At 59.4% G+C, this 14,439-nt stretch carries 12 protein-coding genes, 1 tRNA gene and 1 pseudogene; 7 read left to right on the top strand and 7 right to left on the bottom strand.

Features of this window, described 5'->3' with window-relative positions:
- Positions 1 to 128 precede the first annotated feature (128 nt).
- Together PAA8504_RS00005 and PAA8504_RS00015 are read right to left on the bottom strand one after the other, a co-directional pair.
- A pseudogene (locus PAA8504_RS00005) lies at positions 129 to 308 on the bottom strand (transposase); the annotation flags it as partial.
- An 887-nt stretch (positions 309 to 1,195) separates the two neighbouring features.
- Positions 1,196 to 1,639, bottom strand: a complete 444-nt coding sequence (locus PAA8504_RS00015) for a hypothetical protein (RefSeq protein ID WP_108892133.1) — start codon at positions 1,637 to 1,639, stop codon at positions 1,196 to 1,198.
- A gap of 46 nt (positions 1,640 to 1,685) precedes the next feature.
- On the opposite strand from PAA8504_RS00015, the gene PAA8504_RS00020 reads away from it, so the two are divergent.
- Together PAA8504_RS00020 and PAA8504_RS00025 are read left to right on the top strand one after the other, a co-directional pair.
- Positions 1,686 to 2,132 (top strand): hypothetical protein, encoded by a 447-nt coding sequence (locus tag PAA8504_RS00020; RefSeq protein WP_108892134.1) that lies wholly within the window; start codon positions 1,686 to 1,688, stop codon positions 2,130 to 2,132.
- 410 nt (positions 2,133 to 2,542) lie between these two features.
- Positions 2,543 to 3,835, top strand: a complete 1,293-nt coding sequence (locus PAA8504_RS00025; protein WP_108892135.1) for a hypothetical protein — start codon at positions 2,543 to 2,545, stop codon at positions 3,833 to 3,835.
- 1,024 nt (positions 3,836 to 4,859) lie between these two features.
- Here PAA8504_RS00025 and PAA8504_RS00030 read toward each other — a convergent pair.
- The 3 genes from PAA8504_RS00030 to PAA8504_RS00040 are packed head-to-tail and all read right to left on the bottom strand — an operon-like array spanning position 4,860 to position 6,879.
- Positions 4,860 to 5,816 (bottom strand): PD-(D/E)XK nuclease family protein, encoded by a 957-nt coding sequence (locus PAA8504_RS00030; protein ID WP_245897469.1) that lies wholly within the window; start codon positions 5,814 to 5,816, stop codon positions 4,860 to 4,862.
- 50 nt (positions 5,817 to 5,866) lie between these two features.
- Positions 5,867 to 6,424: a hypothetical protein gene (locus PAA8504_RS00035; protein WP_146190426.1), complete on the bottom strand. Its 558-nt coding sequence runs from the start codon at positions 6,422 to 6,424 to the stop codon at positions 5,867 to 5,869.
- A complete protein-coding gene (locus PAA8504_RS00040) occupies positions 6,382 to 6,879 on the bottom strand; it encodes a hypothetical protein (protein ID WP_146190427.1) in 498 nt (165 codons plus the stop codon). Before PAA8504_RS00040 ends, PAA8504_RS00035 begins: the two co-directional genes overlap by 43 nt.
- A gap of 548 nt (positions 6,880 to 7,427) precedes the next feature.
- On the opposite strand from PAA8504_RS00040, the gene PAA8504_RS00045 reads away from it, so the two are divergent.
- The 3 genes from PAA8504_RS00045 (at position 7,428) to PAA8504_RS00055 (ending at position 10,968) form a co-directional block, all read left to right on the top strand.
- A complete protein-coding gene (locus PAA8504_RS00045) occupies positions 7,428 to 8,717 on the top strand; it encodes an ATP-binding protein (RefSeq protein WP_181375647.1) in 1,290 nt (429 codons plus the stop codon).
- A 70-nt stretch (positions 8,718 to 8,787) separates the two neighbouring features.
- On the top strand, positions 8,788 to 9,051 hold the full coding sequence (locus tag PAA8504_RS00050; protein WP_108892140.1) for a hypothetical protein: 264 nt from the start codon (positions 8,788 to 8,790) through the stop codon (positions 9,049 to 9,051).
- A gap of 1,359 nt (positions 9,052 to 10,410) precedes the next feature.
- On the top strand, positions 10,411 to 10,968 hold the full coding sequence (locus PAA8504_RS00055) for a recombinase family protein (protein ID WP_108892141.1): 558 nt from the start codon (positions 10,411 to 10,413) through the stop codon (positions 10,966 to 10,968).
- 69 nt (positions 10,969 to 11,037) lie between these two features.
- Here PAA8504_RS00055 and PAA8504_RS00060 read toward each other — a convergent pair whose 3' ends face one another.
- Both PAA8504_RS00060 and PAA8504_RS00065 read right to left on the bottom strand, forming a co-directional pair.
- Positions 11,038 to 12,456 carry a tyrosine-type recombinase/integrase gene (locus tag PAA8504_RS00060; protein WP_108892142.1) on the bottom strand — a complete coding sequence of 473 codons (1,419 nt, stop codon included), beginning with the start codon at positions 12,454 to 12,456 and terminating at the stop codon, positions 11,038 to 11,040.
- Positions 12,457 to 12,493: 37 nt separating this feature from the next.
- Positions 12,494 to 12,583 (bottom strand) — tRNA-Ser (locus PAA8504_RS00065).
- A 131-nt stretch (positions 12,584 to 12,714) separates the two neighbouring features.
- Between PAA8504_RS00065 and PAA8504_RS00070 the strand changes: the two genes are divergently transcribed.
- Both PAA8504_RS00070 and rplU read left to right on the top strand, forming a co-directional pair.
- Complete coding sequence (locus PAA8504_RS00070) at positions 12,715 to 13,527, top strand: DUF2059 domain-containing protein (protein ID WP_108892143.1); 813 nt, start codon at positions 12,715 to 12,717, stop codon at positions 13,525 to 13,527.
- Positions 13,528 to 13,710: 183 nt separating this feature from the next.
- The gene (gene rplU / locus PAA8504_RS00075) at positions 13,711 to 14,424 is read left to right on the top strand and encodes a 50S ribosomal protein L21 (protein WP_108892144.1); all 714 of its coding nucleotides are present in this window, start codon (positions 13,711 to 13,713) and stop codon (positions 14,422 to 14,424) included.
- Positions 14,425 to 14,439: the final 15 nt, after the last annotated feature.

The following is a 14,439-nucleotide window of genomic DNA, read 5'->3' on the forward strand; positions in this document are numbered from 1 at the left end:
GCACGTCGACCTGCCGAAGCTTCGCGACGATCTCTTCCGGCTTGTGTCTCTTCTGGGGCATTCTTGCATCCTCCAACTGGCCCGTAAGCCATACTTCAGGGAGGACCACTTTTCAGGGGGCAGACCACTTGAGCGAGGCTCAAATCCTCTTTTGACACCACATCCGTGTCTCGGTGCGCCGTGATCCACATGTTCAGCGTCGACATCCCGACACCAAGGTCCGCAGCCACCTGCTTGCACGTAAGTCCGCTGGTCAAGGCGATCCGCACCGCATCCCGGCGGAATTCATCACTCCGTTTCAGTCCCATAGTTCATCTCCTTTGCTGCATAAAATGCTATCAAAGGAGCGGCATCAAACCGCGACAGCTCCAACTGAACACCTAACGGCAATGATGGTGTGCATTATTTGGTGAACAGGAGGATCAACCAATATCGAGCCAGTTCGTATGCACCCAACCTCTGCTGAGGTCAGATGGTATACTACACTGCCCTGACCCCCAATTCGGGATCATCCCATATACGATCCCGACCCAGGGCCATTGCTCTGCGAAAATCCTGACATTGTCTCCGTTGTATATCTCATCAAGCTTCTTGAATCCGGTGCCTGGACCGGATCTCACTGACAAGAACCCGTCTCCGTTGGGCTCGAGCCCCAACACCCGAGAATCTCCACATTGTCCGTGTAATTCGAAAGGAACATCAAGTGTTTGCGCGAATCCCGGCGTGGAAACGCTTAGAGCTAAAGACAGGAAGATGCTTATCCGTAGGGTTTTCATTCACTGTGCTCGGTCATTGTCCGGAGATGGACGAGAAACATCTGGTTCTGCGGGTTGTGATACGAACTACTTTCAACCTAAAATCATATATTTCCGCAACGTCAAGTTATATCGGCTTTCGAACTAAGTAGAGACAGCAGTCATCTCGGGATCACCCGAATGCTATACGTTGAACTCCAGCTATTTTCGGACCGCTGTTTGCGTCGCAGTAGACGAAGGCCTCTTGGTCGACGAAAGCTCGCCATCGTAGGATAACGAGTCAATTTTTGCTTCCCCATCAACGCCGAACGTAGGAACTGTCAATCGGCACCTAATGTTGACCCCCTTTCGGCGTCCAAAAATGACCCGCTTTCGCAGGTCGCACAGATAGCTGGCCCGATCCGTGCGTCCGTCCAGGACAGACGTTCGGCGACACTCGCTCACGGCAGAGCCGTGCCGGCGAGGTCTTCGAGATTGGTATCGCGCATTGCCATATAGAACGCACCGTCCTTGCCCTGGACACCGTGGCCTGCGAAGAAGAGAACGGCATGATCCGAGGCACCGAGCCCGTAGGCGAGGTCGTCGATGGCGGACAGGACATCGTCGGGTTCTGTCCGGCGACCGCCCACGAAGCGCGGCTTCTCGAAGGCGGGAACGGTCGCGGGCAGGTCTATGATGGCCCCGATCAGTCGGTCGACATCCGCCTTGGCGAAGTTGCCATCCGGAAGGATGGGTTGGGCATAGAGATCCACGCCCACCGCCAGCGCGCGGCGGACGCACCCGGGTGCAGCCGGGCCAAGATATGCCTCGACCGGCAGGCTGGCCAGTCCCTCCGCGCTCGCGGCAACGATCGAGGCGTGACGCGTCTTTGACAGCCACCGCACACGAACTTCTCCGCCTACCGGAGATGTCTCGAGCGCAGAGACATCTTTGGTTACCCATCCTATAGACGCAGAGCTTGCTGGCGCCACGCGACGGTTTGACCTCGGTAACCGCAACGGTTCCATCGTCCTCCAGAGAGAGCGCGCCGGAGATGTCCGGGGGAACGGCGAGCTCACCCGCCTCGGGGACGGCTTCACCGGACAGAACCTTCGTGGCCAGGCCGGGCATATAGAGAAGCGGCTCGAACCGATCGAGGCTGAACTGGCCGTCGAGACCAGGGAACCGCAGGTCGATCAGACCCGCTGCCTCGGCTGTCGTGCAAAAGCGGAAATCGTCAGTCCAGACCGCGATCTCGTCCTCCACGATCCGACCGTGCAGCACCCTCTCGCCATCCTCGATCCGGTGCACGTGGAAGCCGCCGTCCAAATTGATCTGGCCAATATGGCCGCACTCGGAAGTGAACAGAAGATCCTCCAGAAGACCACCAGACGGTAGATCCTCGCGCACCCAAAGAAATTCGCCACCATCGAAATCTCGAATAAATACAATACTGCCGGCTGGCACCCAATGCAGCAGAATGTCGCCCTCAAACCGAGGCAAGAACGGCGGATCATAAAACTGCATCAGGTAATTATTCGCAAATCTCCAATGACTATCCGCAACTGCGTCTTACGAGACTACGACCGATCTTTTACCGCGAAAGTCAACCATCGCGAGAATGCTGTAGCTGCGAAGAATCCCCATAGTCGCGCCTGCCGATGGATAGGTGACAATGGATTCATCAAGAGCCAATTGGCGCGATGGGTCAATGTGCAAACGGTCCCGACTGTATTTCGGTCGTTACCGTTGCACGAAGGGATCTGCTTCGCTAACCTGGTGTCATTCAACGGACAGGGGGTTACTGAATGCTGCGTTCTGTCGTGTTCGCTGCTCTGGGGCTCGCTTGCGCTGGGGTTGTCTATGCGGCTTCCTTGGGTTCGGCGATGGCTTGCGAGACAGTTCGCCTACCGAATGACGGATCTCCCACGGTGATAGAGCTGCCGATGACCATCGGGGAGCAGAATGCGTTGGGTTGCATCATCATGCCGGATTATGCCGGTGCTGATGTCGACATCAGGATCACCTCCCCCCAGATCAGATCTTCGAGGCTACAGACGATAGAGACGATGGAAGGACAGAGCACGCTTTCTCTCAAGAGCCTGTCTGTAACCCGGACCAACCGGATCTCCAACCTGAAGCGTCGAGACAAGATCGTCGTGCAAGGCGAACCGGGTGGACCGGTTGTCATGTCCGTCGTTCTGGCTCTTTCATCCAAGGACGTTCCGGAGGAGCCTCGCGTTCGACATCTCGACCCTTCCGGACGCCCTGATATCGAAGATCTCTGGATGGAGAGTGTCTCGCTTTCCGGAACGCCTTGCGCTGAGGCGCTGGCGACACCGGATTGCGTAGCGCGCTATATTGAGCAGCGCGACCTCGAATCCTCGGATCCCGCCTGGGATAGCATCGTCAACGAAGGTGAGAAGATCACGAAACGCGTGATGGAGACTCTGATTGCAAATATGCTGTCCGAGGGGGCGCCAGCGTTCAAGCTGGAAAAGTGCAGCAACCGCGCGCCCGCGATGCGTAAGGAAGGTTCAGGTGGAATCGTAGAATGCCTGTATTGTCCGGTAAATTCCCACTGCTACTCAAGCGACTTGAGAATTTTGACTGCGTATCAGGCGGTGACGAGGATATTTTCCTTACAAAGCCATGGGATCAGCAGTCTCTACTTTTGCAGTAAATCTCTCGCCGGCGACTGCGATCGCGCCATCGCCGAGCACAGAGAGCGCCGGGACTCCTATCTGGAGTTCGAGGGGCACACCAAGAAGGCATTCGTGGAAACGTTTCTGGAGGATGAGGGTGATCTGATCGACCGGGCGCATGCTCGGTACGAGGCATCGTTTTCCAGGATTCTCATTTCTTTAGAACTGGGTGGGGAGATGATGCAACCTTTGGTCGAAAAGCAGTTGAATGGAACTCTTTCCGACCAGGAACGCTTGGTTTGGGAAGACGAATTGTCGTATCGTCAGAATATCTCCAACACCAGCTACTGTAACACTTCGGTGCAACCCGATAGAATTCAGATGGTGTTCTCCTGCTATGCCTCCTACGAAGGTATTATCGAAAGAAACCAGGGCGGCTTTGATCTCCCGAACTGACAGGCAGTTCGTCTGGGACGCGCCGATGGAAAACGTTGCCAGGCTTTTCTGCGATCGCACGGCTCCGTTCCTATCTGCAAGTGCAGGAGAATAGAGACATGCAAAGGGCGTCGTTGCGCAATTCAGTCCTGAGGCGTGACTGCCCCTTCCCACACTGAACGTTAGGACACGCGGATGACCCGCTTATCCACCAGACAAAGCAACCCATCTTCCGGATTAAAAGGTGCGCCCGGAATGGGCGACACGTTCTGGCAGTAGCCCTGCTTTCCGCATTACCGCCGTCATTGCTTCGCTGAAGATAAAGTGCCCTGTCCGAATTATCCCGATGTTGAGATCGCGTAGTCGAGACTTGAAGTTTTCCGCCATCAAAGAGCCTATGCTTTGGCCCCGACGGAACGGGACAGATCTATCGCGACTTGGCGGAGAAATCCATTCAAGTGTTCTTTGGTGAGCATCCCCTCGGCCGGTGCTTGATCACGACGACCGCGCATCGGACAAACAGGCCGGACGCCTCCGTCACGATCGTCCAAAATCCCTCGCGGCTGATCCAGTCCTGAAGCAAGTTCGATATCTCGTGATCTGATCCCCGCAAACTGGACCGTTTGAAGCTGGAGTTTTCCGCTATGATTTCCCGGCTGGGAGAGGAGCGGAATCACATGAAGGCATCGAAGTTTTCGGACGCGCAGAAGGCGCGGCGACGAGGGCTCGAACGCGATTCTTAAAGTCGCCTGGAACGACGCGTCTGAGTGTGTCGAGATCGAACCGGCGACTTTTTTTGAACTCCATGTCGAATTCCACTGCCTTAGCGAAGTGAACCAGGACTTCGGTGCGCTTTGAGGCGCCCGGCTACAGCACTGTCTCCGTTGGGATGACGTCATCGCGGTCCGGAAGCTAACGCCACGTGGTGCCGAATATCCTGCGACCCTTCCCGTTCGCGGTGCTTGGTTGGTAAGAAACGCAGTCAACTGGGTGCGCCCCAAACCAGCATCCCGGACCCAAGGAAATGAATACCTGCCCGTTCGATTTAGACGTTTGGCCAGAGAACGCCTACGGCCCTCGCATAGACGCGGAGCTGTGCAAGGTAGGGGCGCGCGGCCTCCAGCGGGCTTTCGGGTGCGGGGGACTTGAAGTCGATCAAGGCGGCGCGGGTGCCGTCCGCGCTGCGTGCCAGAAGGTCCGCCGTACCGCGGATGCGGGGGCCGCCCGGAAGCGCCGCGTCGAAGGGCAGCTCTGGATGAAGTTCCGTCAAGCCCCGCTCGGCCAGTCGCTCGCGCAGGGTGGCGGCCTGCTGGGCAATGGCGGTGAGAGTTTCCTCGGAAAGTCCGGTCGCGGGGCCAACGCGATCGGCGTGGTCCGGACGTCGAAGCAGCACCCGCATGGCAAGGTGGAGTGCGGTGCCGCGCGCGCCGGCGTCATCGAAGGCGTCTCCGGCGAGACGCCCGCCAAGGCGATGGGTTTCGAGCGACCAGAGCGCCTCTTCGACGCCGCCATCTGAGGGACGCAGGAAAAGCGGCCCGCCGCGGGGTCCGGGATCTTCGCGCCGACCGGGGCGGGTGCGGGGTTCGGGCGGAGAGGCTTCGCGGGGCGCGTCGAAGGCCTCGGGCAAGATTTCGCCATGGGGAGTGATGCGCGCAGGATGGGAGGTCTTACCGACTGTAATGGCGTCTACGCCGAGCGTCAGTCCGCCTTCGTTCATCAGCAGGTTCGAGACGGTGTCGGCCTCTGGCTTGCAGAAATCGGGCCATTCGAGGACCAGCAGATCCCGAGCGCGGGTCAGGGCAACGTAGGCGAGGCAGCGTTCGGTCACGGCGGCAGGCTCGCGGCGGTCGGCGACGAAGTGGGTCTTGACCTCGGCGCTGGCGACGCTGGGGTGATAGCGGATCGTGGCGCGATCCAGCAGCGTCGCCGGCTCGTCCCAGCCGTCGAACTCGATGCGGAGGGTATTCGGGCGCTCCTCGACGGTCCAGTCGAGACCTGTCAAGCAGACTACCGGCCATTCGAGACCTTTGGCCGCGTGCCATGTCGCGATTTTCACTCCGTGCGCGGCAGAGCCATCGGGACCCGGACGGGCGTCGTCCCCAGCCTCGGCGCGAATTGCGAGCCAAGCGAGAAAGGAGCGGATGTCCCAGCCGAACACGCCCGAGGCGGCGCGGGTAAGGGGTCGGCCGCCTCGAAGGCGATGGCCTCGGCGTCAAGACGGGCGAGGTCGGCGTGGGCGCGAGCGGGGTCGTCCAGACCGGCGGCCCACTCGTCCAGTCCCGCGCCAGTCCGTAGCGCGGCGAGCATCCGGGAGGCGGTCCGGCCGGGGGTCTGCGTGTGGAGCGCGATCAGCGGGGCGAGGGTTTCGTGATCCGCCAGCACTTCATCGAGCGCGGCGGTCAGCATGTCCTCCAGCGGCAAGGCGGCGGGGCCGTGAGTCAGGTAGAGCGCAGCGGCGAAGCTGTCGGCGGGATCGGCGACTATCGCGAGGGCCGCACGGGCGACGGTGACGGCCTCGGATGTGAACCAGCCGTTCTCATCGAAGGCCACGGGAATGCCGAGCTGCCTCAGGCAATCGGCGTGGTCCTCGCCTTGTCGTGCGTGCGGCATAGGACGGCGACGTCGGAGGGGCGCAGGGGTCGGGTGGTGTCGGTGCGGCGATCCACGATCTCGCGGTTCTCGGCGAGAAGGGCATGGATGCGCTCGGCGACGTGGTGGCAGCCCTTGGCGAGCGGCTCACCCTTCCTCGTCGCCTTCTTGTTCGACACCCGCAGCACGTCGATGAAGACGCCCGTCCCGGCATCTCGATGCGCCGCAAGGGGGGCGTAATCTCCGAAGAGCCCTCCGCCCAGGTCGTTTATATAACCCATGATGCTGGGAACCGACCGGCGGTTAGTGTCCAGCGTGAGGGCCGTTTCGGGGCGCTTGGCGGCAAGAGCGGCCGCGAGGCGGGCGTCCGCCCCCTGAAAGCCCACGATCGCCTGCTTGGCGTCACCGACCAGCACCTTCGTCCTGGCTTCGGACAGCCTCAGACCGACACAATGGCCAGTTTCCCTTTCGGCCAACCGAGCGCTACTGCTTCCGCTACCTCTCGCAGGAGCAGCAGGAGATCGCCAACGCCGACGGCAACGTCGGCCTCTGACAAGACTGACCCCGGCCGATGAGAGCCCCGCCCGAAACGGCGGGGCTTTGTCGTTTGAAAGCGATCGAACCCGTAGCCACCGATTATAATTCTGCGCCGGGACGGCCTAGCCGGCGCATTCGGTGGGGCAAAAACACGGCATACTATGCCGACTTCAACCTTGGCCGGAAGAGCGGGAACTCCGCTGCGCCGGCTCTTAAAACCCAATAATATCAGCAATTTACTGGCGGAGAGACAGGGAGACTACGCCGAATTACCTAAGCGACTGATATTAAAAAGAAATATCGCCGAATGTTGTACAGCGGGCTACGTTGACCAAAATGGACAACACCATGAAGGGGGCGCAGACGCAAGCCGGGTCACTTGAATAGGATGAGTTTCATCTATGGCCGCTTTGCGTACAAAAAGTGAACCGACGCTCTCGACATTGCTGTGTGGACATGCGGAGGTGTCGGTATGAACGAGCCCAGTATGAACAAACCGACTAGTCCCGAACGAGCCATCGACGCAGATGAACGAGAGTTCGGCGCAGCCCTCAACAGCTTCCTGTCGCCGTCGCGGCCCTTGCAGTCTGAGGAGTTCTTGCGCGGCAGGGCTCACCAACTCAAGGGGATCGAGCGGGCCATGTACGCGTCTGGGCGTCATGTCCTGATCCATGGACTTCGCGGAGTGGGGAAGTCGTCACTGGCGCAGACCGCTGCCTACAAGCTCGCTAGGGGCACAGACCCGATTGTAGTTGCGTGTGATCGCACCAGTTCGTTCCAGACGATTATCCGGGAGATATTCGAAGAGGCCGTCGGGGCGTCACCGATGCTCGCAGAGAAAGTTAGGGGAGGGGGCTTCTCGCTCAATCTTCCATGGCTCGGCTTGAACGGGAAGGCGGAGGTAAAGGAACGTCCGGTCGAAACACCCCTGTCAGTGAACGACGCAGTTCGACTTCTGCAATTCTTGGCCGCGCAACTAGGGGAGGTGCCGGTTTTCGTTGTTGACGAGTTCGATCAACTGACCTCCGAGCAGGCTCAGATAGATTTCACGAACCTCGTGAAGCAGATTGCGGATAAGCACATATCTGCACACTTCATATTTTGCGGGATAGGCGAAAGCGTCGAGGCGATCATGGCGGCGCATGGAAGTGCGGACCGCTATTTTCATGCTGTCGAATTGACCCAGCTTCCTTGGGAAGCGCGTGATGAAATAATTACGCACTCCGCGACTAGCTTGGGTATTGAGATTGATCGGGACACAGCAATCCGTATCGCCATGATTAGCGATGGCTTTCCTCATTACATCCATTTCATTGCTGAAAAGCTATTCTGGCGGGTGTGGGAGGCGAAGAATGGAGGCCGGGTTACGCCCGACCTCTTCGGGTTGGCAATGGACGATGCTGCGTCAGCGATGGATATGAAGCTGCGGGGTCCATACGAGAAAGCAACGCAGAAGTACGGTGACGACTACGCAGCTATTTTGTGGGCATCCGCTGACGGGCATCAACTAAAGCGGAGGAGTGCTGACATCTTTGTTTCCTATCAGAGAATTATGGAAGGCTTAGGGCAGCAGCGCCTTGACAGGACTAAATTCAACACCCGGATCAATGCGCTTAAGACATCTGCCCACGCAAGCATCCTGACAGGGACGCGGTCAGGTTGGTACGAGTTCAGCGAGAAGATGATACGCGGGTATGTGAGGCTTATGGCTGAACGTCACGGGGTGGTGTTAAAATCCGATCATCCAGTCGCCAAGCATCCTCTCGCCGATTTCTAGCGTGGATCGCCAACATCAAACCGTATCATCCGTGGGCGGACGGTAGCGCCGCTAGACGAGGAGGATGCACATGCTGCCTACACTGATCGCAGCGACAGCTTACTCGATGCTTGTGCTGGTCACGAACGCCCAAGGGACATCGGTCATGCAGCCGCAAGGCAGCGTGGATAGCTTGAGCGCTTTGGCCAGAGAAGATTGTGAACAAGTTCGGGCAACCTTTGATCTTCAAGAGCAGGAATGGCAACAGGCCAACCCCAACAGCGGTGTTGCTCACTCGTTCTTCTGCCTGCCAACAGAACAAGTCAGGGCTTTGATTTCCGCCGTCCGCGAATAGGGCCGATGGCAGGTCCACGGAGAGGCTCTGAAAGCGCCGAGGAGGGGCGCCTGCGCTGGCCGCACCTTACACACCCGAAGTTGGCATAGAATGGCCTGTGCCACTGTCTGTGGCGCTCTGCGGGGGGGCGGGGTAGGTAGGCCACCGGGACAGCGCCATGAGATGGCCGAGCGAGGCGGGTCTTGCGCCAGCGTGGGCCTGTGCCACTCGACATCCACAATACAGGCGCAGAGGCTTTGCGACATCCTCACATGCCAGATTTTGTATACGTATCAGCGGGATACACTAAGGGCCCACCATTCCATACAGAAACCTGTATGGGGGAACCTCTCTAGGGCGACTACAGGCTGAAAATATCAGTGCGTATTGACCCGAATTTCCGTTCCTTGCGTCTCATTCTGTGGGGGGTAAGGGGGGAACATCTGGGATACGGCTGAAGCCCATACATATGTTGAAGTAACTCTTGTTGAGAACGTATGACCATCCTCCCTCCTGGTTCTCCCCGAAGGGGGAAACCTCCTCATACGCTAGAACCTATGAGAGAACATATGAACCAATCATATGTCAGCTCTTGTGTATCAGATGTTGGCTGAGGTCTGCCACCTGATGAGGAGACCCATTGAGATAGACGAGGAGGGCAGGGGGCATATGAGGCAGCCTGTGATATAGCGCCCGATCACCTAAACTCACTCAACAGACGGAGACCCGCAGCAATCCCTTGGGATCAGCTATGCCGGAGTCTGGTCAGCGTGAGCGCCCTTCTATGCCGATCCCCTGGCCTGATCCCGGATGTTCTTGGGTCAGATTTACGAGGCCCTTACCTTTAACGGACCGCTGGCGAAATCCCCCCATTGGCCCTCGCAGCGTGGTTGGGGCAGGGAAATCGGGCCCCCCATCTTCCTAGCCGGTCAGCTTCCTGCGACGCGGAGGGATCGTGCAGGAAACACGTACAGCGACCAACGAGCCGTATCAGTACCTCAGACCCGCAGGCAGACCGCAGTACCTCAACGGATGTGTGGGCAGGCTGCACTTGCAGCGAACGTTCAGTGTAAAAGTGGCACAGTGCAGGGAGCGAGATGGTCTGAGAGATCAGAATTGAGCCACGGCATTTCCGTTCGATGACAAGGCGAAGGTGCGCACAATCAACATGATGGGCCAACGTCTGCGTGGGCGCATGTTGTTGTGGGGCGGCATCCCGGAAAGTCGGAAGGCATCCATTCTTTTTTGTCTCAATAGAGCAAGGTCTTGTGGGACGCTGGCGGGTCTAGCTGGATGTGTCTCACATAAATCGTCTTGACCTTTGGGACGAGCAGTCTCAGTATATCTAAGATGTTAGTGATACGATCTCGGGAGACAGTGATGGACATTGGGTACGCAAGAACCTCGACGGTGGAGCAACGGGCCAGCATCAACGCTCAGCTCCGGGAGCTAGAGGCGCAGGGCTGTTCCAAGGTGTTCCATGAGCAGGTGTCGTCGGTGGACGTTGCCGCCCGTGAGCAGCTTGCACAGGCCCTCGATTTCATTCGGGAGGGGGACACCCTAGTCGTGACCAAGCTCGACCGTCTCGCGCGGTCTGTGGCGCACCTGATGACAATCCTAGATCAACTTACGGCCAAGGGCGCGGCGCTGCGTATCCTCGACCTCAACATGGATACCTCGACACCCACGGGTAAGATGATCCTCACCGTCCTGGGCGGGGTCGCTGAGTTCGAGCGCAACATCATGCTAGAGCGTCAGCGGGAGGGGATCGCCAAGGCGAAGGCTGACGGGCGATACACAGGGCGAAAGCCTACTGCCCGTGCCAAGGCTAATGACGTGCTGAGGATGAAGGCGGACGGGGTCAGCCCGACCAAGATAGCTGAGGAGCTGGGCATTGGGCGAGCATCCGTCTATCGCATCCTCAAGGCAGAGGCGTGAGAGCCCCACTGAGCGGCTTCATGGCTGCGTCGATCCATCGGGCAGGGGCGGTCTCTGTGGGGCGAGGCGTTAGAAGGCGGTCAGGTATCCTTCTTCGCCAAGTTGCGTCCAGATGCGCTCCTGTGTTTCAGTCAACTGGTTGCGGAGGAGACCATGGGCATAGTGCCAGCTTGCATCGCGCGGTTTCGCCCATCCGCCAATCTCGCGAATGTCCCCATCTGGAACACGGGCATGGCCTGCAACAGTTCGCCAAGTGTGACGCAGCGAATGTAGGGCAAGGCGGTCGTCCGTATGTGCGCCCAAGACCTCGCGACGGTAACGTGTGAACCACTGAGAAGCCGCATATACTTTGCCCACGGATTTTCGGATGGGCCAATCAGGGAAAAGCCGGTCTTGCCCAGCGCATTTCGTGATCCTGTCCGCTAGCATTTGTTGAGCGCCTTGCGGAATCGGGATAAAGCGGGCGGCGTTCTGGGTCTTTCCTTTCAAGATGGTGATGCCCGACGCATCCGGCTCGACAGCGTTCAAGGGAAAGCTCGCCAGTTCATCGGCTCGACAGCCAGTGACCAGCGCCAGTCGCAGTAGGTCGCCCTCACGACTACCAAGCGGCACTCCTTTAAGCAGGGTCTCGACTTCGAGCGCGGTGTAATGCTCGCGGGACTGTGCGCGGTCGCGGGATTTGCGGGGCACGGCACTGGTGAACGACCACGGATCACCGTAGCGGTCCCGGCTGATCTTCCTTTCGCGAGCCCATGACCAAAGCTGTCGCAACAGCGTGATATTCTTCTCGACGGTCTTGAAGGCCATGCCATGTGGCGAGCGGTTCGACGTGAGCGAAGGCAGATACTCGTTTCGGAAGGCTGCGGCGCGAGTAGAGGTGACATCTTCCAGGCAAGCTATTTCCTCAGTGTCCCCAAGGAAGTTCCGCAAGTGTCGGACCGCTGTCCGTAGATTGTTGACGGTCGTCTGCGAGAGCGGTTTGTAGCCTCGCCGGTTGTCGGGGGACCGCTCCTGCACATACTGTTCTAGTGCCTTGTCGAGCGGAAAGCCTTTGCCCAGCGCCACCTGATTGTATCGCCGTAGCTTGGAAACGGGGACGCCGCGTTGTGCCCCTCGCTGCACTCGTTCGTCCAAGGCCCACATCAGCCCGTCAGGATCATCCGTGGATGCGAGTTGCTGCCGGATGGCCTGAGCCTCTTCAACACCAAAGTTGGCCTCGTCGGTCTGTGCGAAAGTCAACTTCCTGATCTCGCCAAGGATCACGTCGCGTTGTCTTCTGGCGTCGGGGAGGCGGCGGGTGCTTAGGCCCTTGCGTATTTCCTTGCCGAAGGGCTTTCCCGTCCACGGGTTCGGCTTGCCCACGAGTTCTGTAGGCGTGACCATTCGGAAGACCCAGCCGGTTCCGGGGCCGCGTGGTTGAATGATATATTGCATGTCTTCAGCGCCGTTTGTGTGGTCCATCATGGACAACGTCTCGCTGGACAACATGGCATATTTCCGTGTGACATCAGTCACTTGGGAAGACTGGCGGAGAGACAGGGATTCGAACCCTGGGAGGGCTTGCACCCTCAACGGTTTTCGAGACCGCCCCGTTCGACCACTCCGGCACCTCTCCGCGGGGGTCAGGCGTGCCGTTTAGACACAGCGTCGGAGATGCGCAAGGGGGCTTTCGACGAAATCTGACGCTTGGATGCTCGCTAGGTCGACACTACATTCTGCGGATATCCCGGTTTCGGAGAATTGCGAATGCCTCGCTTTTTCACGGCCATGGTGGCTGCCGTATGTTTTGCCGCCCCGGCGCAGGCTCAACAGGAGGATGCTGCCGACTTGATCGAAGTCCTGCGGCTGCTGGACATCGTGGAAATTATGCGCGCGGAAGGGGCGGATGCGGCCGAGGAACTGGCCGAAGACCTGTTCCCTGGCGGCGGTCGGCTCGGCTGGGCGGCAGAGGTTGCACGAATCTATGATGTCACCCGGATGAAGGCCGAGGTCGAGGAATCGTTCCAAGAGACGATCCCGGTGGACGCCATTCCTGGGCTGATTTCGTTCTTCACCGATCAGGTCGGCCAGGATTTCGTGCGGCTTGAGATCGAGGCCCGCGAGGCGCTGGCCGATCCTGACGTCGAGGCCGCGGCCGAAGACGCTGCGCAGGACGCGCCTGAGGACCTACAAGCCAGGATCGATCGATTCATCGAGGTCAACGATTTGGTAGAGCAGAACGTTTCAGGCACGCTCAATTCGAACTACGCCTTCTTTCGCGGATTGGCTGATGGCGGCGGACCGCTGTCCAACCTGACGGAGGACCAGATTATCGCCGATGTCTACGCGTCCGAGCCGGAGGTCCGCGATAGTACGATCACTTGGCTGAACGCGTACCTGACACTGGCCTACACCCCTATGACGGATGACGATCTCGACTCCTATATCGCGCTCAGCGAAAGCGAGGCCGGGCAGGATCTGAACCGGGCGATCTTCGCGGCCTTCGACACGCTTTACAACGATCTGTCTTACGAGCTGGGGCGCAGTGCCGCGATGTTCATGCAAGGCCAGGATCTGTAGGGGCAATCCGCGCAGGGAATGCTTGACACCGGGCGCACTTGTACAGATACACCGCGCACCCGGGCGGGCTCCGCGCCGGGTATTGATGCAATGACGCCCGAACGGGCGCGCCGTCCGAGGCGGGCAAGGCCCGAAACACCCGAGACCGGGGGCCACAGGACGCGGTGACAGAAGGAAGACGCCATGTTTGCGGTCCTCAAGACCGGCGGCAAGCAGTATCGGGTTCAGCAGGGCGATGTCCTGCGGGTCGAGAAGCTGGCAGCCGATGCTGGTGAGAAAATCCAGTTCAACGACATCCTCATGGTCGGCTCGACCATCGGCACGCCCCGCGTCGACGGCGCCGGCGTCCAGGCCGAGGTGATCGAGCAGATCAAGGGTGACAAGGTCATCCACTTCGTCAAGCGCCGCCGGAAGCACGGTTCGAAGCGCACGAAGGGCCACCGCCAGCAGCTGACCCTGCTGCGTATCACCGACATCCTTGAATCCGGCGCGGCCTCGTCGGGCGTCAAGGAAGCGATCGGTGCGGGCATTGCCGGCTGGACCGGCGTGAAGTCCGACAAGGGCGATTACGTACAGAACCGTGCTGGCCAGGCCGAAATGAAGAAGCGCGTCGTCGAGGGTGAGGCGTCCGAGAAGGTCGCCGCCAAGACCGATGCGGCCGAGGGTGGTGCGACGGCGAAGCCGGGCAACCTGTTGACCGAACCGCGCGGCGAGGCTGACGACCTGACGCAGCTGAACGGTGTGGGTCCGGCGATGCAGAAGAAGATGAACGCCGCCGGCGTCTATCACTTCGACCAGATCGCCGCTTGGACCGAAGCCGAGATCGACTATATGGCGGACCAGCTCGGCGCGGGCACGAAGCTCGCCGGGTGGGCCGACGAAGCCAAGAGCAAGTAAGAGGAGCCCCGAAAG

The sequence above is a fragment of the Palleronia abyssalis genome, from assembly GCF_900302445.1.
GTDB lineage: Bacteria > Pseudomonadota > Alphaproteobacteria > Rhodobacterales > Rhodobacteraceae > Palleronia > Palleronia abyssalis.